Below are 22741 nucleotides of genomic sequence, written 5' to 3' on the forward strand. Positions count from 1 at the left end.
ACCGTAAAGTTAAAGTAAACAAATAGAAGGTGTTGATTTCATAATGATTGGGTTACTTGTAAGTATTATTCTTTTGCTTATACTGCTTGGTGTAGTGGGACTTTCAACATATGTGGGTTGGCAGTTAACACATCCTAAACGGAAGATCGTGGACGATACTCCTGAGAATTATAACTTGCACCGAAAGGATGTTTCATTCCCAAGCCGAACAGATGGGGTTATGTTAGATGGTTGGTACCTGGAGTCGCCCTATGCAGCATCTACACCCAAAACTAAGACGGTGATCATGTCACACGGCTATGCGGGTACACGACTTGAAAAAGGTCTCCCAGCCTTGTCATTAGCCCAAGCACTTGTGAACGCAGGCTATCATGTTCTCATGTTTGATTTTCGGAATTCAGGGCGATCAGAAGGGAACACAACGACAATAGGTTTTCTGGAGAAGGATGACATCCTCGGCGCTATCGATTGGGTACTGACGTATACTAGCAATCCAACGGAAATTATATTACTTGGATTTTCCATGGGAGGCACGTCGTCCATATTAGCCGCTGCAGAGGCGAAAGCTGTGTCAGGTGTCATTACGGACAGTGCGTTTAGCCAATTAATCCCTTATCTCAATGAGAATTTACCTGTATGGTCAAAGCTTCCACGCTACCCGTTTACTCCGCTGATCCTATTTATTTTGCCAAAACTGATTGGTGTGGACCCGCATGCCGTTGATGCATTAGCTGCCGTTGACAGGATTGTGCCAAGGCCGATTTTGTTCATTCACAGTAAAGATGATCAAGCTATTCCTTATACGAATAGTGCCCAGATGTACAAGCGTCATCCAACGGTTTTTGAGCTATGGATCACAGAGAAAGCAGGGCATGTCGGCTCTTTTCAGCTTGAATCAGAAGCTTATATAAAGCGTGTACTGAATTTTATTGCAAAATGTTAAATTCATCGCAACTCTTCTTAATCATCGGCGTATAAAGATGCAGACAGACAGATGACTAACGAGGTTGGAGGTTAAAAAGAGATGAAAGTTCAGCGCATTTTTACGTTGATGGTTGTGTTCTTTGTTTTAAGTACGGCTGCGGTGGTAGCCTCATCGATATGGGGGGATTATAAAGGGTATAGCATTGCTAGATTAGTCGTAAACAATCAAACGAAGGAATTCGCGGATTCCGATGTTCCGCCGCTTATTGTGGATGGCAAGACGGTGCTTCCATTACGTGCAATGAGCGATGCTTTACAGTCCTTGCTCAGATGGGATGATGCGAGTAAAACAGCTTATTTGTTCAAGCCAAATGTACATATGTTCTTTACAACGGAAGTTCGGAAAGATTCGGCAATAGTCCCTTTCGGCGTTGTTGAACGCGGCAAGCAAGCGGATTTTATCGTGTTCGCACAGGTAGACAACTTGAAAACGAACATTAATTCTGTTCGTGTATCCATTGTTTCTCCAAGTGGAAAAAGTGTGATTGCGCCTGTCGAGAAATCAATTTCAGATTCCAAAGAATCGTTCTGGTTGAAGGTTCCTGTCTATGGCGTTTCATTCGATGAAGCGGGTACGTATGTTGTTAAATTTGCTATGCAGCAAAGTGGAAGCAGCGAGTATTCAGTCGTTTCGGAAAAACAAATTCAATCGGAGTAAGTCAAGCAGGGATTATCTGGTTTGACCTCTTAATATGAAAATGTTAGGATATTTAAGTAACTTATTACTAAATGAAATGAGGTTCTGCCTGTGAGCGATGAGAAGCATGATCATGTGCACGGCCCGGACTGTGACCACGATCACGACGAGCAAGGGGAAGATGTTTTTATCGTAACGGACGAGAACGGTGTAGAACATGAGATGGTCATGGTATATACCTTCCAATCTCAGGAGCAAGCGTATGCTGTTTTACTCGATCGTAATGATCCTGAAGCAGATGGCGTGATTTTCCGTGTTGAAGAAGAGGACGAAGATGCTTTCCTCGTTAACATTGAAGATGAAGAAGAGTGGGAACGTGTAGTAACGATTTACAATGAAATCGTGGCTCAAGAAGGCGAAGAATAAGAGCTATACATAAGAACCCCCTAGCAGAGTGATCTGTTAGGGGGTTTCTGTTTGTGTTCATTCATTTTCTAGGATTGAAATACATGATTCTACCGTTAAATAGATGAAGTTCAGCTTTCAGAAGTTTGCCCAAATATTTGCAGAATTCATTGCCTTTGCTCTTGTCACCATGTGTGGCATTGTCAGGTAATACGAATTGCACGAACTGACGCTCTTGCTCCTGGTTTTGTTCAGTACCGACCCCAACTACGATCGTATGATATAAAGCGTTGGTGCCTTTCAAATAAAACCATTTGCCTTCGCCTTCAGGCTTCGTCTCAATCGTATAAGGGAATCCAGCTTCGTCATACTCCCAACCAAGTTGTTTGGCTGTTAGACTAAGTTGATCGCGATAATGCAGCAGCTTGTCCTTGATTTCATCCAGGGTAAGTGCAGCAACAGCGGATCCTGTTACGAATTTAATATAAGCGCTTTGAGCCATTCCTTGATCACCTCATTCGCAAAACATCACCCATATCATAGCATCATGTAAACGGTTTTACAATATATCCCTCAGGGTAGAGAGCTTAGAAGATGGCTTGTGTTTCTACGATAACTTTCACCTGTTGGACACTGCGATCCTCAGGCCCTTTGACAGGCAATCCGACTTCAACATGCTCAATAATATAATCAATTAGCTCTTGTGTAATAACTTCACCTGGGAGCAAAATAGGAATACCTGGCGGGTAAACATAGATGAATTCAGCAATGATACGATCAGCAGAGTCTTTAAAAGGCAGTATTTCCGTTTCTCCGTAGAAAGCATCACGTGGCGTCAAAGTCAGTTGTGGAATCGCAGGGACCTTGATGACAACTTCTTTAACTTCTACAACATCATCATTGATGTGAGATAACTCACGCAAAGCTGTTAGTAGAATCTCTACATTCTCTGGTGTATCTCCTGGTGTGAAGAGACAGAGGATGTTGTACATGTCACTCATCTCGACTTCGATATTGTAGTGATCACGTAGCCAGTTCTCTACTTCAAAGCCCGTGACACCTAGCTTACGGACGTGTACGCAGATTTTGGTAGGGTCATAGGCGAAAGTGGCCTCATCTCCGAGAATTTCTTCCCCGAAGCAATAGAGGTTCGGAATCTCGTTGATTTGCTTACGCGCATAATGAGCAAGCTCAATCGTGCGTTCTGCCATTTCACGTCCATTCAGAGCGAGGTGACGTCGCGATGTATCTAACGAGCCTAGTAAAATATACGAGGTTGAAGTCGTTGTCAGCATCGAAATGATTGTCTGAATACGTTTCGGATTCACGCGATTTCCTTTGACATTAAGGACGGAGCTTTGCGTCATGGAACCACCAAGCTTATGTACACTCGTAGCCGCCATATCAGCGCCAGCTTCCATAGCGGACATCGGCAGCTTCTCGTGGAAATGAATAAGCACACCGTGCGCTTCATCAACAAGAACGGGCATATTGTAGCTGTGAACGAGATCTACGATCTCCTTGAGGTTCGTACACACGCCATAATAGGTAGGATTAATGACAAGCACGGCTTTCGCATCCGGATGCTTTTCGAGTGCACGGCGAACCGAACGAGTCGGAATACCGTGATCAATCCCTAGATTTTTATCGCGAGCAGGTTGAATGAAAACAGGCTTAGCTCCAACGAAAATAATCGCGGCTAGTACGGATTTATGGACATTCCGCGGCACGATAATTTTATCGCCTTCGGAACAAACCGTCATAATCATTGTCATAATCGCTCCGCTCGTGCCTTGCACTGAGAAGAACGTGTGATCCGCGCCAAATGCATGCGCAGCCAGCTTCTGAGCTTCTTCAATGACGCCCATCGGCTGGTGGAGATCATCTAGCGGTGCTATATTGATGAGGTCGATGGAAAGGGCGTTATCGCCTATGAAAGCACGAAACTCCGGGTCCATGCCGACTCCTTTTTTATGGCCAGGAATGTGAAACTGAATTGGATTTCTTTCCGCATGCGCAAGCAATGCAGAGAACAGGGGTGTACGGGTATGATCCACCTGATTATCGCTTCCCTTCTATCGTGGATTGCTTGTCCAAAAGTTGCAACAAACAAAATGAGTATATCAAACTAGAGATTTGATGCAAGTTAATTTTTTCAAAATAGTTTGCACTAAATGGGGTCAAACTAACACGAAGATGTATAATTAGGTAAATAAAAGGAGAAATCGGATGATTTGGATGCGAAAATGGCGGGAAAATCGGCTATTCTCACCATTTGTGATGGAATTGTTAATAATTATGTTTGTCGTAGAATTTGTAAAGGGAGCCTTGCTTTTAACCGTTTTGCCAGTTTATATGACAACATCGCTCGGTGCCTCTGCATTTGTTATCGGATGGACGTTGGCCGCCCAATATATTGGCGATAATGTATTACGTACACCTGTGGGTTGGATTATTGATCGGCTTGGCTATCGTGTGACCATGTTAACAGGTGTGTTGTTGACTTTCCTTTCCGTTATCATCATGGCAATCTCAACCCAATATGTGTGGATGATCGTTGGTTGTGCACTGCTCGGATTTGGGACAGCCCCACTTTGGCCTTGTGTAATCACGGGAACGACTGAAGTGGCGGGGGATGAGGGCAAAGCGACGATCATGAGCGTGGTATACATGGCGTGGTTGTCTGGGGTAGGGTTAGGTCCTGTTGTAATTAACTTCTTCGTCGGTGAAAATAACTATACCTTTGCATTCAAGCTGTTAATTGGCTGTATGACGGTAGTCGTCCTCGTCGCACTCATGCTTCCTCGCAAACAGAAGGTGAATATATCTAATCGTGGTATAGAAGAGCGAGAGGTTGCCCTCAAGTCGCATCAAATACAAAGGCGATCTTGGTTGCAACGTGTATCTACTTATTTAAGCGAAGTTCGGAGATCGATGTCGATCAGTCCGTTGATGTTTCCGGCTATGTTTGCTCAGACATTTGCGCTAGGGATATTAACGCCGATTCTAACGCTGTATGCCAAAGAAGTATTGATGCTGTCTTCGTTTCAATACAGCCTATTTTTAGTCGCTGGAGGAGCGGTCACGGTTATTTTTCTGGTTCCAATGGGCAAAATGGTAGATCGTTTAGGGATTCGCCCATTTTTACTTATCGGGTTTACACTTAGTGCAGCAGCCTTGCTGCTCTTTACTTACGTGAAATCGATGGGCATGCTGTACATCTTAGTGGCGCTGCTTGGTGTGGGTTATGCTTTCATTATTCCTTCTTGGAATGCGTTGATTGCTTCGGCTATTCCGCCTGAGAAAAGAGGGGCAGTCTGGGGATTTTTCCTCACAATTGAAGGATTTGGGATGATTGTAGGCCCTATCGTGTCAGGTAAGCTTTGGGACGTATATGGGTATCATGCGCCATTCCTGTCGAGTGGATTTGTACTTATCTTGTTGCTTGTTCTTCAAATGTTCATTTCCATCCCCAAAAAAGGTGTGGTACGATAAGGAAAAAGAATTGGTTTGGAGGCTTAATGCATCATGAATAAACAGATTGGAATCATCATGTTGTTGCTGATGACGATCTTTATTGGTTTCGGAATTATCATTCCAGTGTTGCCAGAAGTCGTGACTGGAGCAGGAGCGAAGTTTCATAATGCCGTACTCTTGTCGGTGTACTCAGCAGCCTCCTTCTTGATGTCTCCCATCTGGGGAGGCTTATCAGATCGTATTGGTCGTAGACCGATTATTTTAATCGGACTGCTAGGCTTTAGTGTGAGTTTCTTGATTTTTGGCTTTGCAAATGATCAACTATGGATCATGTATGTATCGCGTATTTTAGGTGGCTTATTCTCAGGTGCAGCAACGGCATGTGCGGTAGCTTATGTTGCCGATATTACAACCGCAGAGAATCGAACGAAGGGCATGGGCATGGTAGGGATGTCGATTGGGCTAGGCTTTATCTTCGGACCAGCTCTTGGCGGGATTGTCAGCAAATGGGGAACGTACACGCCATTCTTTGTAGCTGCTGCACTTTCATTTGCTTCATTCCTCTTTGCGGCTGCGATTCTTAAAGAGTCCTTAACGTCGGACATGCGCAGATCTTCCAAAGAAAAAGCGCCTTCGCGCTGGACTGCTTTCGACGGTGCTTCTAAGTATTTGTATGTGTTGTCCTTCTTCGTGTCGTTCACATTGGCAGGGCTTGAAGCAACGCTTCAGTATTATCAAATGGACAAAATCGGCGCCACGCCGTTTGACATCGGCATGATGTTCCTCGCGAGCGGCATCGTTGGTGCCTTGATCCAAGGCGGCGTCGTACGCCGCCTAGTGAAACAAGGTGCCGAACAGTTCGTCATCGGCATCGGGTTATTGCTCTCCGCAGCTGGCTTCTTCCTGCTGCTGTACTCCAGCAGCGTCGTAACCGCTGCGATTTACTTATCGGTCTTCGGCGCAGGGAACGCGCTGATCAGACCATGCGTGACGTCGCTGATTACGCAGCGTACGAAGGTTGGACAAGGCGTCGCGACAGGCCTCAGCTCCTCCATGGACAGCCTGGGCCGCATTGCAGGCCCGCTCCTTGGCGGAGCGGTGTTCGCGATCGCACATTCGCTGCCGTTCATCATCGGCGGCGTGCTTTGCCTAGCTGCGATCTTGCTGCTGCAGCGCTTCATTATGGTTGATCGCCAAACAACCGCGCAACGAGCGGTTTAGCTAACATAGAAAAGCTGCACATCCATATCTCCAGAAGGAGAGGGATGTGCAGCTTTTTGTTATTTTCAGCTTTCTAACGAGGCGAGAGACCGTACAAAATGAACTTAATCGTATAGTCGATTTCTTTCTCCTCATCCCACTCAGCATCAGGAACTAGAAGAAACCGAGTAATGAGAAACCCCATTATCGTGGAAACGATCAGCCGCATCGCAGTGGGTTCAGGGAGCTCAATGAGCTGACCCTGCTTTTGAAAATGCCGAATCGCTTTATAAGCTTTCTCCAGCACCAGAACAGCCACCGTCTCCTTAAATTGCTCGCGAAGCTCGTTGTGAAACGGTATTTCATGCATGAAGATTTTGATTACTGGAAAGTGCTTGCGAGCAAATTCTAAGCGATTCACGGTTATGGCGCGCAGGAATTGTTCAACAGTTGGATAGTCAGCTTCCAAAACTTTTGTAAAATCTTTAACCGCGAATGGCGCAATGAGCTTGGACATCATCGGGGCTACGATCGAGAGGAGAAGCTCTTTTTTTGTTTTGTAATGGCGAAAGATTGTACCTTCAGCGACGCCAGCTTTCTGGGCAATCTCGCTTGTAGAGGAGCCTGCAAAACCTTTTTCAGAGAAAATCTCCACAGCCGCTTGAACAATCTTAATCTGTTTATCGGTCATTTTCTCTTCTTCGTCGTTCAGACGCAGCAGTTCAGTTAACCATGGCTCGATATCGGACATTGCATTCACCTCTTTCTCAGTTCATAGACATCCATCCATTATATCTTACGATGCTTCTTTAATGCCACAATATTCAAGATCATAAAGACGAGAGTAAATGAAGCAAGCACAAGCACATCAAGCCAGATGCGATCCCAGCCCGCGCCGCGAATCATAATATTCCGCAGTGCGTCAGCGCCATAATATAGCGGCATCAAATGACCTATCCAGCGTAGGTAAACAGACATCGTATCCAGGCTGAACAAGCCGGAGAAGAAAACCTGAGGCACAATGATAAGCGGAATGAATTGAATCATTTGGAACTCATTGTTTGCGAAGGCAGAAATCAACGTTCCCAAGGAGAGCGCAGCCAGAGCTAGCAACAGGGTAATCAGCAGTACATACCAAAAGGAACCTACCATCATTAGGCCAAGGACGCTCGTTGCAAACCAAGCAATGAGTGTAGCCTGCAAGGTGGTGAAGATCCCAAAGCCGAGGATGTACCCAACAACAATCTCCCAGCGACGCAATGGTGTAGCGAGCAATCGTTCCAAGGTTCCGCCTGTACGTTCTCTCAGGAAGGACACGCCGGACAATAGGAAGACGAAAAAGAAGACGAAAAATCCAATAAGTACCGGTCCGAAATTGTCAAAAGCGGCCATATCAGCCCCGCCATGTAAATACGTAATCGTCGGCGCAAGTGCTGTTGCGGTGCCAGTTGGGGCTGAGCTCTGCAACGCCTTTTGCAATAGGAAGAGTACAGCTTTGTTCTTGCTTGGGTCACTGCCTTCCAGTGTTAGTTGCGGCGTAGTTCCATTCATGACGAGCACAGCGTCTAAATGAACGTTGTCCAGCTCCGTTTGCGCTTCTTCTGCCGAGTAGATCGCAACCTCAGCGTTCAAATCCTGCAGTTTCTGAATGAGCGGGGCAGGGACATTTACGGCGCCAAGCTTGGGTACATAGGTGTTGCCATTGAATACTAGGGACATCATGAACAAGATGAGCATGGGAGCTACCAGCATCATCATTAGTGTTCGTTTATCATGGAAAAATTGGCGAAGGATGCGAATCACTATGGCCCGAATTCTCATGCTCCAGCACCTCCGTAAACTAAGAATGCTTCTTCAATTGTGGAGGAAGAGGTAGCCTGTTTCAATTCCTCTGGCGTGCCTATCGCGGTGAGACTACCGTCACGGATCATGCCTAGTTGATGACATTTATCTGCTTCATCCATCACATGTGTGGTCAAAAGAATGGTTGTTCCTTTCAGACTCAGATTCGTCAGCTCCTGCCAGATCGATTTGCGCAAGACAGGGTCAATCCCTACGGTAGGTTCATCGAGAATAAGTATGCTCGGCTCATGGAGCAAGGAAATGGCAAGCGATAACCGTCGCTTCATGCCCCCAGAGTAGTTGCTGACTTGTTTCTTCAGATGATCGCTCAAATCAACGAGCTCCATGACTGCCTGAATGCGCTGCTTACATTTGGCTCCTTTGAGGCCATACAAGGCTGCGAAAAACGCCAGGTTCTCTTGTGCGGTTAGTTCGGTGTATAAGGCATCAGATTGTGCCATATAGCCGATTTGGGAGAGCATAGCTAGCTGTGGCATCTTCTGGCCAAGTACGGTTACCTGACCGGATGTGGGGGCATCAATACCTGCGATCATGCGTACTAAAGTTGTTTTACCTGAACCGGAAGGACCAAGGAGTCCAAAAATCTGTGCACTAGGAACAGCAAGAGTGATGTCCTTCAGAACCGTTTTCTCACCAAATTGCTTGCTGACTCCTTGCACTTGAATCGATGTGGCGGACGTCATGGTCTGCACCTCTTTCGATAAGTATTAAAGTGAGTAATCACTCATTTTTGAATCTAATCCCATCATACGATAAATTTATGCAGTTGAGAAGTGAGTAATCACTCATTTATAAAATGAGGTGCTAATGAAAAAGAGGCATTCCATAGAATGCCCCTCTGTTAACGCTAATAGCTACTTTTTCGCTTTAGGTTCCATTTTGTGATCAACCCACTTCTCAATAGAAGGCGTTAATTGATCCTTAATCGATACCACTAGCTTGTCTTTGGAAATACCCTTCGCTTGCGCAATTTCGGTCAATGACTTACCTGCATGCAGTTGTGCACGGAGTTCGTCTTTACTCATGCCAAGCGATTTTGCGAGCTTTTCGGTGTCTGGCTTTAAGCCGAACTTATGCTTGCCATGCCCAGGATGGTGGGCTAATAGGTTCTTCTCATTGAGAATGAACTTTAAATGCTCGCCAAGCTTTTGTTTCATGTGATCGCCTTGATCGGCAGTAAGCTTACCATCTTTCACAGCGGTATCAATCTTCGTCGTTCGAAGTTGTTGCAGCTTTGCAGTTAGATCGGCTTCCGAGATGCCTTTTTCAGCGGCGACTTCCACAATACTTTTCCCGCTCTTCAGCGATTTGAAGAGAACTTCTTTGTCGACACCGATAACCGTTGCGGATTCTTCAATAATCGGCCATTTCCGTTTATGGTGTCCGCTTTGCCCATCTTCATCTGCCTGTTGCCATGTAACGGTTGGCTGATCTTCAGTATCAGGGGTTTGTGCAACAGCAGAGAGGCTACCACCCAAGATACAGGTGAGTGCAATGGAGCTGATGAGCAGCTTCCTTATGTTTGTTGTTTCCAAGGGATTCGAGGCCTCCTTTCCTGATTATTGGGAATTACAGGATTTAGTTTGCGCAGGAAAGCCACGTTTTAGTTGAAAGCAACCTTAATTTAACATAAATTTTTAATGAATTAGAGCGATGGTGTGTCGACCGCAAGTTTGTACAATGGAATCAGCTTCTCGAAAGTTTGTTCGATTAAGTGCGTAAGTATAGCAGGATTTGCTAACACAGGGTCATCGAAGCGGAGATTTCGACCGATGAGCAGCTCTGCTTTTTTAACATCGCGGAAGCGAGTTAGGGCTTCGTTCCAGCCAGTTGTGTCGAGCTGAGACACGGGAATTGTATCTTTTTTCATATGATCAAAGGAAATCTGGAAATCTGTTGGAATTTCGGCTTGAATCTGCTTCAAATTATTCATGTATGTAGTAGCGATATTGCCTTTGTTCGGCAGCTCATAAATGAGTGCAAGCCAGATGAAAACGCGATCATCGAAAAGACCGACCTGGAAGTGAGGCACCTGCTTGTAGCCGCGTTTGTTAGGACAGATAGCCATCCAGGTATCGACAGGCGGATTGATTTTACGGCGTAAATGTTTGGCAATATGAAGGAACATTTCGGTTCCAGACTGTACGGATAATTCGGCTGTTAACACATCGCCAAGTGCTTTAAATTTAGGTTGAATTCGCTCGCGAATGGCGGCCATACGTCCGTCTAAGCCTTCAATAGAGAAGGTATCGAAATCGTGTTGTGTAAATCCTGTAAAACTCATTATGGCAGGTCCTCATTTCACATTCTTGTTTTTCAACTATTCTAAAGCAATTTCGTATATCCCGCAATGAATAGGGTGTAATGTTGGCTGCCTTTTATAGTTCAATAGTTCGATGTTGTCGAAACAAAGAGGTAAATTAAGGTAGTTGTCGAATGAGTTAACTTAACAAGCAAGGAAAGGTACAGGAGGAATTGAAATGAAGAAAATGCCTAAATGGTCAAAAGTTGCAATCGTCGGAACACTGATGGGAACTTGCTTTGGGGCAGGTGTATACGCACAAGATGTACTGCATCGTGTCGATGCGTATCTCAGGAATGATTATAAGGTTGTCGTGAATGGTCAAGCTGTTCAACTAGCGAATCCGCCATTAATTTATAATAATTCAAGTTATTTGCCTGTAAAGGAGTTGGCTGGTTATTTAGGCGCTGTCGTGAATTGGCAGGAAAACACGAAAACTATATTTGTAGTTCCACGTGTGAATCCGAATCAGCCGACTGTGGGGAATGAGTCGAATTATACGGAGATTATCCTGCAATATCCCTATGCGCAATATATGGATTATCAGGGAGCAACCTACTCTGTCTTAATGAATAATACAGATCAAACGTATTATCGGCTAAGCGATATTGAACGAATGGGGATCCGTACAGATGGTTTACGCAAGGCAAAAGAAAAATTTACCGGTCAAGTGTACGTGAGTGAAACTGAACTGAGAAATGTGTGGGGGAAAGAGCCCCCGCAAATGTCTTATTCCAATTATGAGTCGTTAGTCGTGTCAGGTGAGACAGATCCACTTAAATTGAAGGCATTGAAGACTTATGTTGAATCTTATCGATATTTTGTCGTAGATAAAGTAAGTTACTCCTGGAATCCGGTAATTATTGATAAGCTGCCGGAAGAAAACACCTATTATTACTTGTTGAATAATAACGGACATTTCTTCAAAACCACGATCAAGTTAACGCCTTTTATCAATTATAGCAATGAAATTTCTGATTATTTAGTCGCCAGTACTTCGGTGGAAGATATCGAGGCGGGTAAGGTCGTGAACTAGTTTTTCTCATCCTTGTTTCCTCTTCAGGTAAAATATGGCGATTTGAGTACGATCTCGAAGATTCAATTTACTTAATATTTCAGTGACATAGTTCTTCACCGTACCTTCGCTCAGGAATAGCTCCTGGGCGATTTCTTTATTCGAAAGGCCATCTGAGATTTTAGCAATGATAGTCTGCTCATTAGCTGTCAAGCCATAACCATCAAGTGGAGGAGCGGACGCTTCAGCATTGAAGGGACTTTCTTGAATGAAAGAGGTTAGCTTCTTAGCGATATCAGGATGAATAAGCAAATTCCCTTGCTTCACTGTCTTAACGCCTTGAATAATATGATCTGGGGAAATATTTTTTAATAAATAGCCGCTGGCGCCGTTTCTTAATGCTTGAATGATATAGGCATCATCATCGAAGGTAGTCAGAATCAGTATCGCGATTTCCGGGTACGCTTCCTTGATTTGTTTCGTACCTTGTACACCATCACAGAGAGGCATTCGGATATCCATGAGGACGACATCCACTTGTGTTCCATTTTGAATATAGGTGAGAGCTTCATTCCCGTTTGTGCAAGTGCCAACGACAGTGATTTCAGAATCAAGTCCAATAATTAATTGTAAGCTTTCGCGAATAAATGGATCGTCGTCGGCTATGAGTACATGAATCATCAAAAGTAACCCCCTTTAATTAACTCCATTGTGTCGAAAAGCTGGCAGTACTGTAGTTACCGTGAAATGTTCCTCATTCGAAATTAGAAGTTGCCCGCCAATCACTTTAATTCGTTCTTCCATACCGGATAAACCTAACCCTTTAACCGTAGGCTCAAGCACTCTTGTGCCATTATTGGAGACTTGCATGGTCACTTGATTGGCTGCGTAGTGTAACGTGATCTGAATGTGCGTAGCAGCACCATGCCGAATCGCATTAGAGATAGCCTCCTGCGCATTTCGGTAAAGAATGTATTCAAGGCTAGGATACAAGTCATAAGGCATTCCCTGAATATCGAGTTCAATGTCGATTGCGTTCTCTCGTGTTAGTCCTTCAATTAACTTAGACAAGGAATAACTTTGAAGTGAACGCTCGTTCGGCTTCAAACGACGTACAGTCGAACGAAGGAGTTCCATACTTTCTCCGAGCTGATCGCGTACAGAGCGTAACATCTCGGTACCTTTGTTTGGTTGAGAGGGAAGGATGGTAAGTGAGGCCTCCATCATCATTTTGAGTCGGATAAGCTTATGTCCTAAATCGTCATGCAGATCATGTGAGATGCGATTACGTTCTTCCGTTTGGGCAATATTCTCTACTTTTCGGGCATAATCCATCAATTGAAGGCGGGCCTCATCTAATTCATAGTGCTGCTTTCGGAGTTGATCATAGAGCAGCTCGACATCATCTTTATTTTTTTTCATTCGCTGAAATTGGAAAGAGAGGATAGCGAGCGCAATAAACAACACGTTGGCAATGGTGAAATACATAGATGGTTGATTTTGCAAAGAAAGATTAAGGACAAAAAGCTGTAACAGGAGTACACCAAATTGCTGCTGCCGATTCAGGTTGGATATATATGTAAGAAGAGTGGAAAAGAATGAAATAAACCACACTCCTTCATAGTGATAACTCATCCAGCCTGTACAGCCTATTTCAAGGAGGAGCATCCAGCCCGTGTTCGGCAAGTGTGTTCGCCTAATTTCGGTCAGCCCAATGAATAGGAGTACGAAGAGGGCATAGGTGTCATTAGATCGGTAGGTTTCCAAATACATGGAAGCGATCGCAGGTACGAGTATGAGAAGATAGCGTGTGAGTAAGAGTTGGTTTATCAATCGAGATTCGCATCCTTTAACTTAGTAAAGAAAGTATAGCATACGACTTTTCATTGGATAACACTTTTCTTATGAGAAAGAAAGTGACTTTCGTCACTTTGCAAAATGACTTCATCTACCTGTCAACGTGCTCGCAAAAGCGTACAATTACGGTATAAGTGCAGTGAAGAAAGGGAGAGAATGTATGAGCTTTGTTCAATTGAAGCATGTAGTTAAGAAATATGACGATCGTATTTCTGTAGATCATCTAAATCTGACGATTCAAGAAGGTGAAGTATTTGGCCTGTTAGGACCTAACGGAGCGGGTAAAAGTACAACCATTAAAATGCTGAGCGGACTGCTGAAAATCGATCAAGGTGACATTCTGGTGGGTGGCAAATCCGTTGCTAAATACCCCATGGAAGTCAAGCGTAATTTGGGGCTCGTACCTCAAGATTTAGCGATATATGAGAACTTAACAGCTCGGGAGAATGTCACTTTTTTCGCTAAACTATATGGGTTGAGGGGGAAACTGCTCAAGGAGCGGGTAGAGGAATCCTTAGCCTTTGTTGGACTACTTGATCGTGCGAGTGATCAACCCAGTTCATTCTCAGGCGGTATGAAGCGAAGACTAAATATCGCTTGTGCAATCATGCATCAACCGAAGCTCATTATTATGGATGAACCAACTGTCGGGATCGACCCGCAATCACGTAATCATATTCTGGAATCCGTTAGAGAATTGAATCGATTGGGCTCAACTGTCATATATACTTCCCATTATATGGAGGAAGTGTCGGCAATTTCGACAAGAGTCGGCATCATGGATCATGGTCGTCTCATCGCTTGTGGAACGCAAGAGGAGCTACGCGATCAGGTTTCTCAAGACAATAAAATTGTGCTTCAAATTACGAACCTCACTGATCAAGCTGTCAAAGAGTTGAGAGAGCATCCGTTGACTAAACAGCTAAATGTAAATAATCAATCGCTTGAACTGATCGTAAGTGCGTCACAAAGTTATTTACAAGATGTCCTCTTCATTTTGTCTAAACATCAGGTTAAGATTCAATCGCTCACGCAGGTGGAGCCTGATCTTGAGGCCTTGTTCCTGTCATTGACCGGAAGAACCTTAAGGGATTAGGGGGAAATTCGCATGCCAATTTGGACCATCGCTAAGTATGAAATCATAAGAAAACTGCGGATTCGCTATGTGCTGTTGATCCAATTTTTAATGCCATTGCTGCTTATTTTTATTTTGGGGTCAGCACTTTCAGGCGCATTTAAGGTCGAGGATAAAGAACTAAAATCGGTGAAGGTTGATATTGTTCAATCGGATACTGGTGCCTTGCGTGAAAGTTTTCAAAGTTTCTTGGAGTCTCCTGAGACTCAAAAGCACCTGCAAACACATGTGATTTCATCGCGTGAGGAAGCCATAAAGCGGTTGAAGGATGGAGAGGCTGAATTTGCAGTAATCGTCCCGATCGATTTCAGTGCTCAGGTGCAGGCTGGGAAAGCAGCCCCATGGGAAATGATACTGGGTCATGATTATTTGCAGAATCTAACAGCTCAAATGGTGTTTCGCACCTATTTTGATAAAGTTAATCAGATTCAGGCCATTCAGATTACGGCTCGTACATCTTCTTTGGAGCCTCTAAAGCAAGCCGTTGGTGAATCTTCACAAATCACTTCTGCAAGCCCTTCATTCGTTCGTGTAGGCCAATTAGCAGCCTCAAATAGCAACTACACGGCTATGCAATATTATGCGGCGTCGATTCTCGTCATGTTTTTATTATATTCGGGAATGATTACTGCTTTTAGCTTACAAAGTGAAAAGGAGAATCACACGTTATCTCGTTTAAATGGCATGCCTATTCATGAGTATCAAATTTTATTAGGCAAAATTATAGGAAATATGTTCCTATCCATCGGTCAGGTCGCAGTTATCGTTGGTGCCACGAGGCTCTTCTATGGTGTAGATTGGGGTTCGCATATACTCACGTTGTTTCTTATTTGCTTATGTATGATTGTAGCTTCTATGAGTTTGGCCATCATAGTCATGCTTTTTTCTAAATCAGATAAAACGATCGCAACAATATTCCAAATGATTATTTTGATCATGACATTCTTAAGTGGTGGATTTACACAGCTTCCAGACGGTTTTCTTAAGCAACTCGGTTCATACACATTAAACTATTGGGGGATGCAAAGCATGTTTCAACTCATGCTAGGGAGCGAAACTGCGATAGTTGGGCATCACTTATTAATTTTAGGTTGTATGGCTATGGGCTTATCACTAATCGCATTTCTTATTTACCGTAAAGGGGGATATCATGAATAGTCTGGCGATCGCTCTAAATATGCTGCGCCGTTCCCTTTTTCAAAGAAAAGGACTTCTTATGTATTTGGTTATTCCGGCTGCCGCGGTTTCATTGATCATTACTGTTCTTGGTAAACAAAGTGAGAATCGAGCTGACATCGCTTATCTTAATTTGGACCAAGGTACATTGGGCGCTCAGGTCGTACAAGAGCTAAACGCATTTCCTGATTATCGATTGACATTGGCTGCATCTGAAGCCGAACTCAAAAACGATGTTATCAAACAGAAGGTCAGTGGCGCCTTTATCATTCCTGCAGACTTAAGTGAAAAGTTATTAACAGGGGGGGCTTTGCCGCAGCTTGATATGTATCAACTCAATTCGAATGAATCGACAGTTACACTTCAAATAAGCCTGGATGGCATCTTATCTAGGTATCAAGATACGATTACTTTATTTAGTAAACAAGGGCTGACAGATACTGTTTTGCGAGATACCACCTTGCAAACAATCACTCAAATTCAAAAGCACCAAATTAGTCCTGAAATAACTGATTTGCATATTTACACAAATCCCAATATGCACATCGTGATTGGTTTGATGCTGATCTTTATGATGAGTTTAATCAATAATACAGTCTCCTTAGTTATGGAGGATCGAAAACTTCGTACATTAGCAAGAACGTACACGGCGCCAGTCCGCGCCTTTGAAATTGTAACAGGGAATTTCTTGGGCAGCTTTGCTGTAGGTACACTTCAAGTGCTGGTTATCCTGTTAATTACCAGATACGTAGCTGGATATGAGTACGGTCTCCCGTTCGTATCGCAGTTTGTAATCTTAGAATTTTTCTTACTGGCGAGCATGGGGATTGCCAGCACAGTAGCGAGTATGGTTAAAAATGCAACCAATATGAACGTGATTAACTCACTCGTTGTCACCCCAACCTGTATGCTTGGTGGTTGTTTCTGGCCGATTAGTCTAATGCCGGAATGGATGCAAAAGCTCGCAAACTTTGTCCCGCAAAAATGGGCACTCGATGCTATCGAGCGTATGTCTGCAGGTCAACCATTGTCGCACATGTGGATGAATATGGGGGTATTGGCCTTATTCGGACTTATACTTATGAGTATTGGCTCAGTTATTCTCAAGCCAACGGAGACTGAAGCAGGTTATTAAATTCAAAGGGCAGCTCCTAAAGTACGGGGCTGCCCTTTGATATCTGTAAATTATTAAATGACGAAAGCGCTAGAGATAATAACCAACAAGATGAAAAGTACCAAGATCGCTGCAGAAGACGAATAACCACCTACACCGCCAACTCCACCTACACCATAACCCATTTCATTCACCCTCTCTGTCTTAAGACCTGTTCATTGACTTTCGACATAGCATATGGAGCAATGGGTAAGATGGAATGGGCTATTCGAGACTTCTGAAATGATTGTGCGGATGTCCCTAGTCATGTGCGGAATTTGCATGGATATATGGTATAATGTTCGAATGGACATTGAAAGGGGAATGGGTGGAGAATGACAGAGAATGAAATTGCAGAATGGATGCTGAATGAATTGAAATCAGCAGGTATTTTGTATCAAAAAGATGCCGTTGACTATATTCTTAAGCATTTTGGGGAATCCTATATTTATGTGAATGACAATGGAAATCAAGCCATTTCCAAAGAAGTTAAGAAAATCTTCAAGAAATTGCACGGCGGTAGAGCCGCGTGGGAACGCGATGGATTTTTCTGGGGCTGGCATTAATCATAGGTTGGAGTGAACATGGGCTGTAGCTGATGGCAAACAGGCATCGGCTTTTTTGTGCGCTTTCTTTTAAAAAAATATCCATAATCCAAGTTGCTAAAACATAGAATTCATAATAAGATAACTGTAAGAACACAAGTTGTCTGAATATTTAAATAAATGAATATGCACCAATTATGGAGGGGATTGCCGTGAGTAAGAGTCATGAAGTGGAGTATTGCAACCTAGAGTTACGATTTGATCGCCGGCTAATCCGGAACTTCATTAAAGCGCTCATTCAAGAAGGATATTCTCTGTATTGGAACGAAAGTGAGCTCCAGTTTATTATTTCGATTCGCACTGGACGCAAGCTGATTAAGCTGAAATTCGAACGAATTGGCGAGAAGTATAAGATTGTTGGCAATTATTCATTCAAAGATGAGAAGCTTGCTGAAATGATGGAGAAGCTGATCGGGGATACACGCGGTCATGCTGTTGTTAAAAGATTTAAGGATCGGCAAATTCTCATTGAGAATATTATGTTCGGGGAAATCATCCGCATGGTGGAGATTAGCGGAATTGAACATAAGGTGCTGTATCAGAAGGAGCCTGCTGTGACCGTAGAAGAAGTCATGCAAGCACTAAGATCGAAGAGGACAGACGAACGCATCCCTATTTTGCGAATGGAGCTTGATTATGAATTAGCTACGCTGCAAGATGCACTCTCGTCAGGTGATACCAAAGCCGCGATGGAAAGTAAAGTTAAATTGATCGAGTTGAGACAAGAAATGCTTCTATTGGAGATGTGAGAATGAATAGTGTGCTGGGATGAAAGAGAGCCTGTATGAACGTATACGGGACTCTCTTTTGTGTGTTTATAGGGGGAGAAGAATCGTTGACGGTAGGGCGTTCCGCTGTAGATGAAACAATACGTAAGATTGATGGTGTGTCAGACACCTATCCCACGATAAAGTTGCTGCCAGAGCTAGTGGTGAGAGAATCCACTGCAAGGAGAAATCATACATAAATAGGTAGTGGACTCCCTAAGAAGGGAGTTTTTTTGTCTTGTGAAAAGACTATTGTTAACGTGTGCATAGATGTGATATGCTTCTATTAGAGGTGAATGTATGAGCGCAACTATTAAGGATATTGCGAAGCTTGCGGGTGTTTCCCACACGACAGTTTCCAGAGCGTTGAACAACAGTCCGCTCATCCAAGAGGAGACGAAGGAGCGCATTCGCATCATCGCTGAACAGCTGGATTACACGCCGAATTATAACGCGAAAAGTTTAGTGCTGGATCGTTCGTATAACTTGGGGCTATTCTTTACCACACTAAGCAATGGAACTTCCGCTGGATTCTTCTACGAAGCGATTCGAGGGGTCAACTCGGTGATAAGAGATCGCTATCAGTTGATTGTCAAGGGTATTGATGATTACACTAGCTTTCATTCCATCACCAAGAAGAGCTTTGATGGCATTATCATTGTTAGCCAAAGTGACGACGACCAACCGATCATTGAGCACATTGCGAACAAAGGGATTCCGCTCGTTGTATTGAATCGGCCTGTGGACACCGTTGGTGTTCTGAATGTCCTCTCTGATGAGGAGCAAGGTGCTTTTCACGCAGGAGCCTTCCTTGTAAATCAAGGGCATAAGAGAATCGCCTTAATCGAAGGACGTAAGGGCTTCAAATCTGCGCAGAATCGCAAGGATGGCTTTGAACGAGCAATGGCGCATTATGGGATCTCGATTCCACCTGCGTTTCGCATGCCGGGACTTTACGATTTGGAAAGCGGTCATAAAGCGATGCAGCAATTTTTGAGCCTCGAAGAGAGACCGACAGCGGTTTTTTGCTGCAATGATGAGATGGCATTAGGAGCCATTAAAGCCGTGTTTGAAGCGGGGTTACAAGTCCCTGCAGACATATCAGTAGTCGGTTTTGACGATACGGTTTTCGCAGCATACGTGACGCCAGCCTTAACGACCGTACGCAGGCCGATTGAACAAATTAGCAAAGAAGGCGCCCTGCGTCTACTAGGTAATATAGAAAATAAATTGAATGCTACAGAGCAGCTGCTTTTGCGAACGGAACTGATTATCCGTGAATCTGTGCAATTATTACAAGCATAAGAAAGTGGGAAAAGTCGATGAGTATTCTAAGAGAATTGTTAAATGACATTCCGATTCCGCAAATGGTCAAAATTCGTCAGAAGTTTGATCGCTCGATTTTGGAAAATCCTTTGCAGGAACTTGCCGATAAGCTCGAAAGTAGTGGTGTTATGCCCAGCATCCTGCCAGGACAGCAAGTAGCTGTTGCGGTAGGAAGCAGAGGAATTGCCAATATTGCGGGTTTCACGAAGACAACCTTGGATGCCATTAAGGCAAGAGGTGCACATCCGTTTATCGTACCATGTATGGGAAGCCATGGCGGGGCGACGGCAGAAGGTCAGACGGAGGTGCTCCAGCACTTTGGCATTACGGAAGAAACGATGGGAGCGCCGATTCGTTCATCGATGGACGTGGTTAAAATCGATCAACTGCCAAACGGTTTACCGGTTTATGTAGATCGCATTGCATCAGAAGCAGATGCAATTGTCGTTATTAATCGTGTGAAGCCACATACGGCATTCCGTGGACGCATTGAGAGCGGCATCATGAAGATGATCGCGATTGGACTCGGTAAGCAAAAAGGCGCTGAAGCTTGCCATCAGCTTGGCTTTAAATACATGGCAGAGAATGTTCCTGCTATGGCGAATTTGATGATTGAGAAGCTGCCGATCGTCTTTGGCGTAGCCCTCGTAGAGAATGCTTATGATGAGACTTGCCAGGTTGAGGTTCTTCCTGCCGCGGAGATTGAAGCACGCGAGGAAGTTTTACTGGTAGAAGCGAAGTCACGTCTGCCGAAAATTTTGTTCGATGAAATCGATGTCCTTGTGATTGATTACATCGGTAAAAATATTAGCGGTGACGGTATGGATCCTAACGTAACGGGACGTTATCCTACCCCGTATGCGCATGGCGGTCCCGAAGTGTCGAAGATGGTTGTCCTGGATTTGACACATGAAACCAAAGGGAATGCCAATGGCGTGGGTACAGCGGATTTCACTACACAACGTCTAGTTGATAAGACAAATCTAGAATTCACTTACGCCAATGGTTTAACTTCAACGGTTTGTGCTCCTACGAAAATCGCGACTACATTAGAAAATGATTTCTATGCGATCAAAGCAGCCGTGAAAACTTGTAATATCTTAGATTACACGACCTGTAAGCTTGTACGCATCCAAGATACACTTCACTTAGGTGAAATTGAAATTTCGGTGAACCTCCTTGAAGCTGCTCGTCAGCATCCGGACATCGAAATTTTATCGGAGCCATTTGAGCTAACATTCGATGCAGAGGGGAATATTTGCAAATGACGGAAAGTCAGAAGCCCTATATCATAGCTGCCGATATTGGAACAACGAGTACCAAAACGCTGGTCATTGATCGGGACGGACAGGTACTTGCCTCCCATTCCATCGAATACCCGCTATTCACACCTGCTGCAGATCGGGCTGAGCAAGATCCAGATCAAATCTTTGATGCAGTGGTGCAGGGGATTGGCGCCGTTGTTCGCAAGCAAGGCATCTCGCCTGAACAAGTGCTTTGCGTGTCCTTCAGCTCGGCAATGCACAGCTTAATCGCCGTAGATGAGAACAATAAGCCATTAACCCAATGTATTACATGGGCTGACAATCGTGCCGCGAAATATGCGGAGGAATTGAAGCAGAATGGACTTGGTCAACAGATTTATGCGAGAACAGGCACACCGATTCATCCCATGTCACCACTTTTGAAATTGAAGTGGTTTGGGGAGCATGAACCAGTGCTCGTTCGAAATACCCATAAATTCATAGGGATTAAAGAGTATGTGTTTGCCAAGTTGTTTGGTCAATATCTGATCGACCATTCCCTGGCGAGTGCGACAGGATTATTCAATCTCGAGCAATTGGATTGGGATGCAGGTGCGCTTGCTTATGCAGGGGTAACCCCTGAACAGCTATCCTCGCTTGTGCCCACGACACATCGTGTAGAAGGTATGAGCTCAGCTCATGCTGCTGCGATGGGCTTGTCCACAGACACGCCGTTTATTGTCGGCGCTTCTGATGGTGTACTTGCCAACCTAGGCGTAGGCGCCTTCGAGCCCGGCGTTGTCGCGGTTACGATTGGTACAAGCGGCGCAGTTCGCAGCGTCGTGAACAAACCGCAAACCGACCCCGAGGGCAAGTTATTCTGTTACGCGTTAACTGAAAACTTCTGGGTCGTTGGTGGACCGATTAACAACGGAGGAATCGTTTTCCGTTGGGTGAGAGACCAGATCGCGACAGCAGAAGCAGAGGAAGCACGACGTATGGGCATGGATCCTTACGATTACTTGACGGCTCTTGCTGCTGAAGTGGGAGCAGGCTCTGAAGGATTGCTTTTCTTGCCTTTGCTATCTGGTGAACGTGCACCTTATTGGAATGCCAATGCACGTGGCGTTTATTTCGGTCTATCGCTGAGTCATCAGAAGAAGCATATGATCCGTGCCGCTTTGGAAGGAGTCATGTTCTCCATCCAAGCCGTTGCCACGTCGTTGGAACGGATGATGGGACCTGCAACCGTCATTCGTGCATCAGGCGGCTTCGCTCGCTCAGAATTCTGGCGTCAGATGATGACCGATATGCTCGGTACGGCCGTTACCGTTCCAGATTCCATTGAGAGCTCAGGAATTGGCGCAGCTTTGCTTGGTCTACTCGCTATGGGGGAGATCGAAGACTTATCGCATGCACATAAATGGATCGGGGTAGGAAAGGCTCACGAGGTGAATGAAAACGATTATCGCATATATCAACAATTGACATCTATTTATACGAGCGTATATCATCAGTTAAAAGATCAATTCGACGCGATCACCGCTTTTCAAAGTCAGCACCTACGGAGTCCTCAATCATAATTCATTTTAGAC

At 44.5% G+C, this 22741-nt stretch carries 24 protein-coding genes; 14 read left to right on the forward strand and 10 right to left on the reverse strand.

All coding sequences use genetic code 11. The features are described 5' to 3' along the window. The first annotated feature begins 43 nt into the window (after window positions 1-43). From ACSQ8P_RS15175 to ACSQ8P_RS15185, 3 genes are all read left to right on the forward strand, one after another. Window positions 44-943, forward strand: a complete 900-nt coding sequence (locus tag ACSQ8P_RS15175) for an alpha/beta hydrolase (protein WP_436235944.1) — start codon at window positions 44-46, stop codon at window positions 941-943. Window positions 944-1024: 81 nt separating this feature from the next. Next, entirely contained in the window at window positions 1025-1642 is a 618-nt protein-coding gene (locus ACSQ8P_RS15180) for a stalk domain-containing protein (RefSeq protein ID WP_436235945.1), read from the forward strand. A 90-nt stretch (window positions 1643-1732) separates the two neighbouring features. After that, window positions 1733-2047, forward strand: coding sequence for a DUF1292 domain-containing protein (locus tag ACSQ8P_RS15185; protein ID WP_056612546.1), 315 nt, complete (start codon window positions 1733-1735; stop codon window positions 2045-2047). A gap of 61 nt (window positions 2048-2108) precedes the next feature. On the opposite strand, the gene ACSQ8P_RS15190 is transcribed toward ACSQ8P_RS15185, so the two are convergent. Both ACSQ8P_RS15190 and ACSQ8P_RS15195 read right to left on the reverse strand, forming a co-directional pair. Beyond that, complete coding sequence (locus ACSQ8P_RS15190; protein ID WP_436235946.1) at window positions 2109-2528, reverse strand: DUF1885 family protein; 420 nt, start codon at window positions 2526-2528, stop codon at window positions 2109-2111. An 85-nt stretch (window positions 2529-2613) separates the two neighbouring features. Further along, window positions 2614-4083, reverse strand: coding sequence for an aminotransferase class I/II-fold pyridoxal phosphate-dependent enzyme (locus ACSQ8P_RS15195; protein WP_436235947.1), 1470 nt, complete (start codon window positions 4081-4083; stop codon window positions 2614-2616). 172 nt (window positions 4084-4255) lie between these two features. On the opposite strand from ACSQ8P_RS15195, the gene ACSQ8P_RS15200 reads away from it, so the two are divergent. Further along, entirely contained in the window at window positions 4256-5521 is a 1266-nt protein-coding gene (locus ACSQ8P_RS15200; protein ID WP_436235948.1) for an MFS transporter, read from the forward strand. Window positions 5522-5554: 33 nt separating this feature from the next. Further along, window positions 5555-6724 (forward strand): MFS transporter, encoded by a 1170-nt coding sequence (locus tag ACSQ8P_RS15205; protein WP_436235949.1) that lies wholly within the window; start codon window positions 5555-5557, stop codon window positions 6722-6724. A gap of 73 nt (window positions 6725-6797) precedes the next feature. On the opposite strand, the gene ACSQ8P_RS15210 is transcribed toward ACSQ8P_RS15205, so the two are convergent. The 5 genes from ACSQ8P_RS15210 to ACSQ8P_RS15230 form a co-directional block, all read right to left on the reverse strand. Further along, window positions 6798-7454: a TetR/AcrR family transcriptional regulator gene (locus ACSQ8P_RS15210; protein WP_436235950.1), complete on the reverse strand. Its 657-nt coding sequence runs from the start codon at window positions 7452-7454 to the stop codon at window positions 6798-6800. A 38-nt stretch (window positions 7455-7492) separates the two neighbouring features. Then, entirely contained in the window at window positions 7493-8524 is a 1032-nt protein-coding gene (locus tag ACSQ8P_RS15215; protein ID WP_436235951.1) for an ABC transporter permease, read from the reverse strand. Next, complete coding sequence (locus ACSQ8P_RS15220; protein ID WP_436235952.1) at window positions 8521-9249, reverse strand: ABC transporter ATP-binding protein; 729 nt, start codon at window positions 9247-9249, stop codon at window positions 8521-8523. Before ACSQ8P_RS15220 ends, ACSQ8P_RS15215 begins: the two co-directional genes overlap by 4 nt. A 171-nt stretch (window positions 9250-9420) precedes the next feature. Further along, window positions 9421-10101 (reverse strand): hypothetical protein, encoded by a 681-nt coding sequence (locus ACSQ8P_RS15225; RefSeq protein WP_436235953.1) that lies wholly within the window; start codon window positions 10099-10101, stop codon window positions 9421-9423. Between the two features lie 110 nt (window positions 10102-10211). Beyond that, on the reverse strand, window positions 10212-10850 hold the full coding sequence (locus tag ACSQ8P_RS15230; RefSeq protein WP_436235954.1) for a DUF1054 domain-containing protein: 639 nt from the start codon (window positions 10848-10850) through the stop codon (window positions 10212-10214). A gap of 196 nt (window positions 10851-11046) precedes the next feature. Between ACSQ8P_RS15230 and ACSQ8P_RS15235 the strand changes: the two genes are divergently transcribed. Further along, window positions 11047-11904 carry a stalk domain-containing protein gene (locus ACSQ8P_RS15235; RefSeq protein ID WP_436235955.1) on the forward strand — a complete coding sequence of 286 codons (858 nt, stop codon included), beginning with the start codon at window positions 11047-11049 and terminating at the stop codon, window positions 11902-11904. A 6-nt stretch (window positions 11905-11910) separates the two neighbouring features. Here the strand turns inward: ACSQ8P_RS15235 and ACSQ8P_RS15240 are convergent, their stop codons facing one another. After that, complete coding sequence (locus ACSQ8P_RS15240; RefSeq protein ID WP_436235956.1) at window positions 11911-12564, reverse strand: response regulator transcription factor; 654 nt, start codon at window positions 12562-12564, stop codon at window positions 11911-11913. 15 nt (window positions 12565-12579) lie between these two features. Then, the gene (locus tag ACSQ8P_RS15245) at window positions 12580-13716 is read right to left on the reverse strand and encodes a sensor histidine kinase (protein ID WP_436235957.1); all 1137 of its coding nucleotides are present in this window, start codon (window positions 13714-13716) and stop codon (window positions 12580-12582) included. Window positions 13717-13900: 184 nt separating this feature from the next. Between ACSQ8P_RS15245 and ACSQ8P_RS15250 the strand changes: the two genes are divergently transcribed. The 3 genes from ACSQ8P_RS15250 to ACSQ8P_RS15260 are packed head-to-tail and all read left to right on the forward strand — an operon-like array spanning window position 13901 to window position 17186. Beyond that, the gene (locus ACSQ8P_RS15250) at window positions 13901-14836 is read left to right on the forward strand and encodes an ABC transporter ATP-binding protein (protein WP_436235958.1); all 936 of its coding nucleotides are present in this window, start codon (window positions 13901-13903) and stop codon (window positions 14834-14836) included. Window positions 14837-14848: 12 nt separating this feature from the next. Next, window positions 14849-16033, forward strand: coding sequence for an ABC transporter permease (locus ACSQ8P_RS15255; RefSeq protein ID WP_436235959.1), 1185 nt, complete (start codon window positions 14849-14851; stop codon window positions 16031-16033). Continuing rightward, window positions 16026-17186, forward strand: a complete 1161-nt coding sequence (locus tag ACSQ8P_RS15260) for an ABC transporter permease (protein WP_436235960.1) — start codon at window positions 16026-16028, stop codon at window positions 17184-17186. The genes ACSQ8P_RS15255 and ACSQ8P_RS15260 overlap by 8 nt, the downstream gene beginning before the upstream one ends. Window positions 17187-17239: 53 nt before the next feature. Here ACSQ8P_RS15260 and ACSQ8P_RS15265 read toward each other — a convergent pair whose 3' ends face one another. Next, window positions 17240-17350: a YjcZ family sporulation protein gene (locus ACSQ8P_RS15265; RefSeq protein ID WP_436235961.1), complete on the reverse strand. Its 111-nt coding sequence runs from the start codon at window positions 17348-17350 to the stop codon at window positions 17240-17242. A gap of 189 nt (window positions 17351-17539) precedes the next feature. Between ACSQ8P_RS15265 and ACSQ8P_RS15270 the strand changes: the two genes are divergently transcribed. The 5 genes from ACSQ8P_RS15270 (at window position 17540) to gntK (ending at window position 22729) form a co-directional block, all read left to right on the forward strand. Next, the gene (locus ACSQ8P_RS15270; RefSeq protein ID WP_436235962.1) at window positions 17540-17770 is read left to right on the forward strand and encodes a DUF6953 family protein; all 231 of its coding nucleotides are present in this window, start codon (window positions 17540-17542) and stop codon (window positions 17768-17770) included. 191 nt (window positions 17771-17961) lie between these two features. Then, a complete protein-coding gene (locus ACSQ8P_RS15275; protein WP_056612513.1) occupies window positions 17962-18558 on the forward strand; it encodes a hypothetical protein in 597 nt (198 codons plus the stop codon). A gap of 318 nt (window positions 18559-18876) precedes the next feature. Beyond that, window positions 18877-19881 carry a LacI family DNA-binding transcriptional regulator gene (locus tag ACSQ8P_RS15280; RefSeq protein WP_436235963.1) on the forward strand — a complete coding sequence of 335 codons (1005 nt, stop codon included), beginning with the start codon at window positions 18877-18879 and terminating at the stop codon, window positions 19879-19881. A gap of 17 nt (window positions 19882-19898) precedes the next feature. Beyond that, entirely contained in the window at window positions 19899-21170 is a 1272-nt protein-coding gene (locus ACSQ8P_RS15285) for a lactate racemase domain-containing protein (protein WP_436235964.1), read from the forward strand. After that, entirely contained in the window at window positions 21167-22729 is a 1563-nt protein-coding gene (gene gntK / locus ACSQ8P_RS15290) for a gluconokinase (protein WP_436235965.1), read from the forward strand. The genes ACSQ8P_RS15285 and gntK overlap by 4 nt, the downstream gene beginning before the upstream one ends. Window positions 22730-22741: the final 12 nt, after the last annotated feature.

Origin of the sequence: Paenibacillus sp. LjRoot153, assembly GCF_964253085.1 — a bacterium.
In the GTDB taxonomy this organism is placed as follows: Bacteria; Bacillota; Bacilli; order Paenibacillales; family NBRC-103111; genus Paenibacillus_E.

Coding starts and splice junctions, on each gene's coding strand:
- ACSQ8P_RS15175 (WP_436235944.1), top strand. CDS start 44: ATGATTGGGTTACTTGTAAGTATTATTCTTTTGCTTATACTGCTTGGT.
- ACSQ8P_RS15180 (WP_436235945.1), top strand. CDS start 1,025: ATGAAAGTTCAGCGCATTTTTACGTTGATGGTTGTGTTCTTTGTTTTA.
- ACSQ8P_RS15190 (WP_436235946.1), bottom strand. CDS start 2,528: ATGGCTCAAAGCGCTTATATTAAATTCGTAACAGGATCCGCTGTTGCT.
- ACSQ8P_RS15200 (WP_436235948.1), top strand. CDS start 4,256: ATGATTTGGATGCGAAAATGGCGGGAAAATCGGCTATTCTCACCATTT.
- ACSQ8P_RS15205 (WP_436235949.1), top strand. CDS start 5,555: ATGAATAAACAGATTGGAATCATCATGTTGTTGCTGATGACGATCTTT.
- ACSQ8P_RS15210 (WP_436235950.1), bottom strand. CDS start 7,454: ATGTCCGATATCGAGCCATGGTTAACTGAACTGCTGCGTCTGAACGAC.
- ACSQ8P_RS15215 (WP_436235951.1), bottom strand. CDS start 8,524: ATGAGAATTCGGGCCATAGTGATTCGCATCCTTCGCCAATTTTTCCAT.
- ACSQ8P_RS15220 (WP_436235952.1), bottom strand. CDS start 9,249: ATGACGTCCGCCACATCGATTCAAGTGCAAGGAGTCAGCAAGCAATTT.
- ACSQ8P_RS15230 (WP_436235954.1), bottom strand. CDS start 10,850: ATGAGTTTTACAGGATTTACACAACACGATTTCGATACCTTCTCTATT.
- ACSQ8P_RS15235 (WP_436235955.1), top strand. CDS start 11,047: ATGAAGAAAATGCCTAAATGGTCAAAAGTTGCAATCGTCGGAACACTG.
- ACSQ8P_RS15240 (WP_436235956.1), bottom strand. CDS start 12,564: ATGATTCATGTACTCATAGCCGACGACGATCCATTTATTCGCGAAAGC.
- ACSQ8P_RS15250 (WP_436235958.1), top strand. CDS start 13,901: ATGAGCTTTGTTCAATTGAAGCATGTAGTTAAGAAATATGACGATCGT.
- ACSQ8P_RS15255 (WP_436235959.1), top strand. CDS start 14,849: ATGCCAATTTGGACCATCGCTAAGTATGAAATCATAAGAAAACTGCGG.
- ACSQ8P_RS15260 (WP_436235960.1), top strand. CDS start 16,026: ATGAATAGTCTGGCGATCGCTCTAAATATGCTGCGCCGTTCCCTTTTT.
- ACSQ8P_RS15265 (WP_436235961.1), bottom strand. CDS start 17,350: ATGGGTTATGGTGTAGGTGGAGTTGGCGGTGTAGGTGGTTATTCGTCT.
- ACSQ8P_RS15270 (WP_436235962.1), top strand. CDS start 17,540: ATGACAGAGAATGAAATTGCAGAATGGATGCTGAATGAATTGAAATCA.
- ACSQ8P_RS15280 (WP_436235963.1), top strand. CDS start 18,877: ATGAGCGCAACTATTAAGGATATTGCGAAGCTTGCGGGTGTTTCCCAC.
- ACSQ8P_RS15285 (WP_436235964.1), top strand. CDS start 19,899: ATGAGTATTCTAAGAGAATTGTTAAATGACATTCCGATTCCGCAAATG.
- gntK (WP_436235965.1), top strand. CDS start 21,167: ATGACGGAAAGTCAGAAGCCCTATATCATAGCTGCCGATATTGGAACA.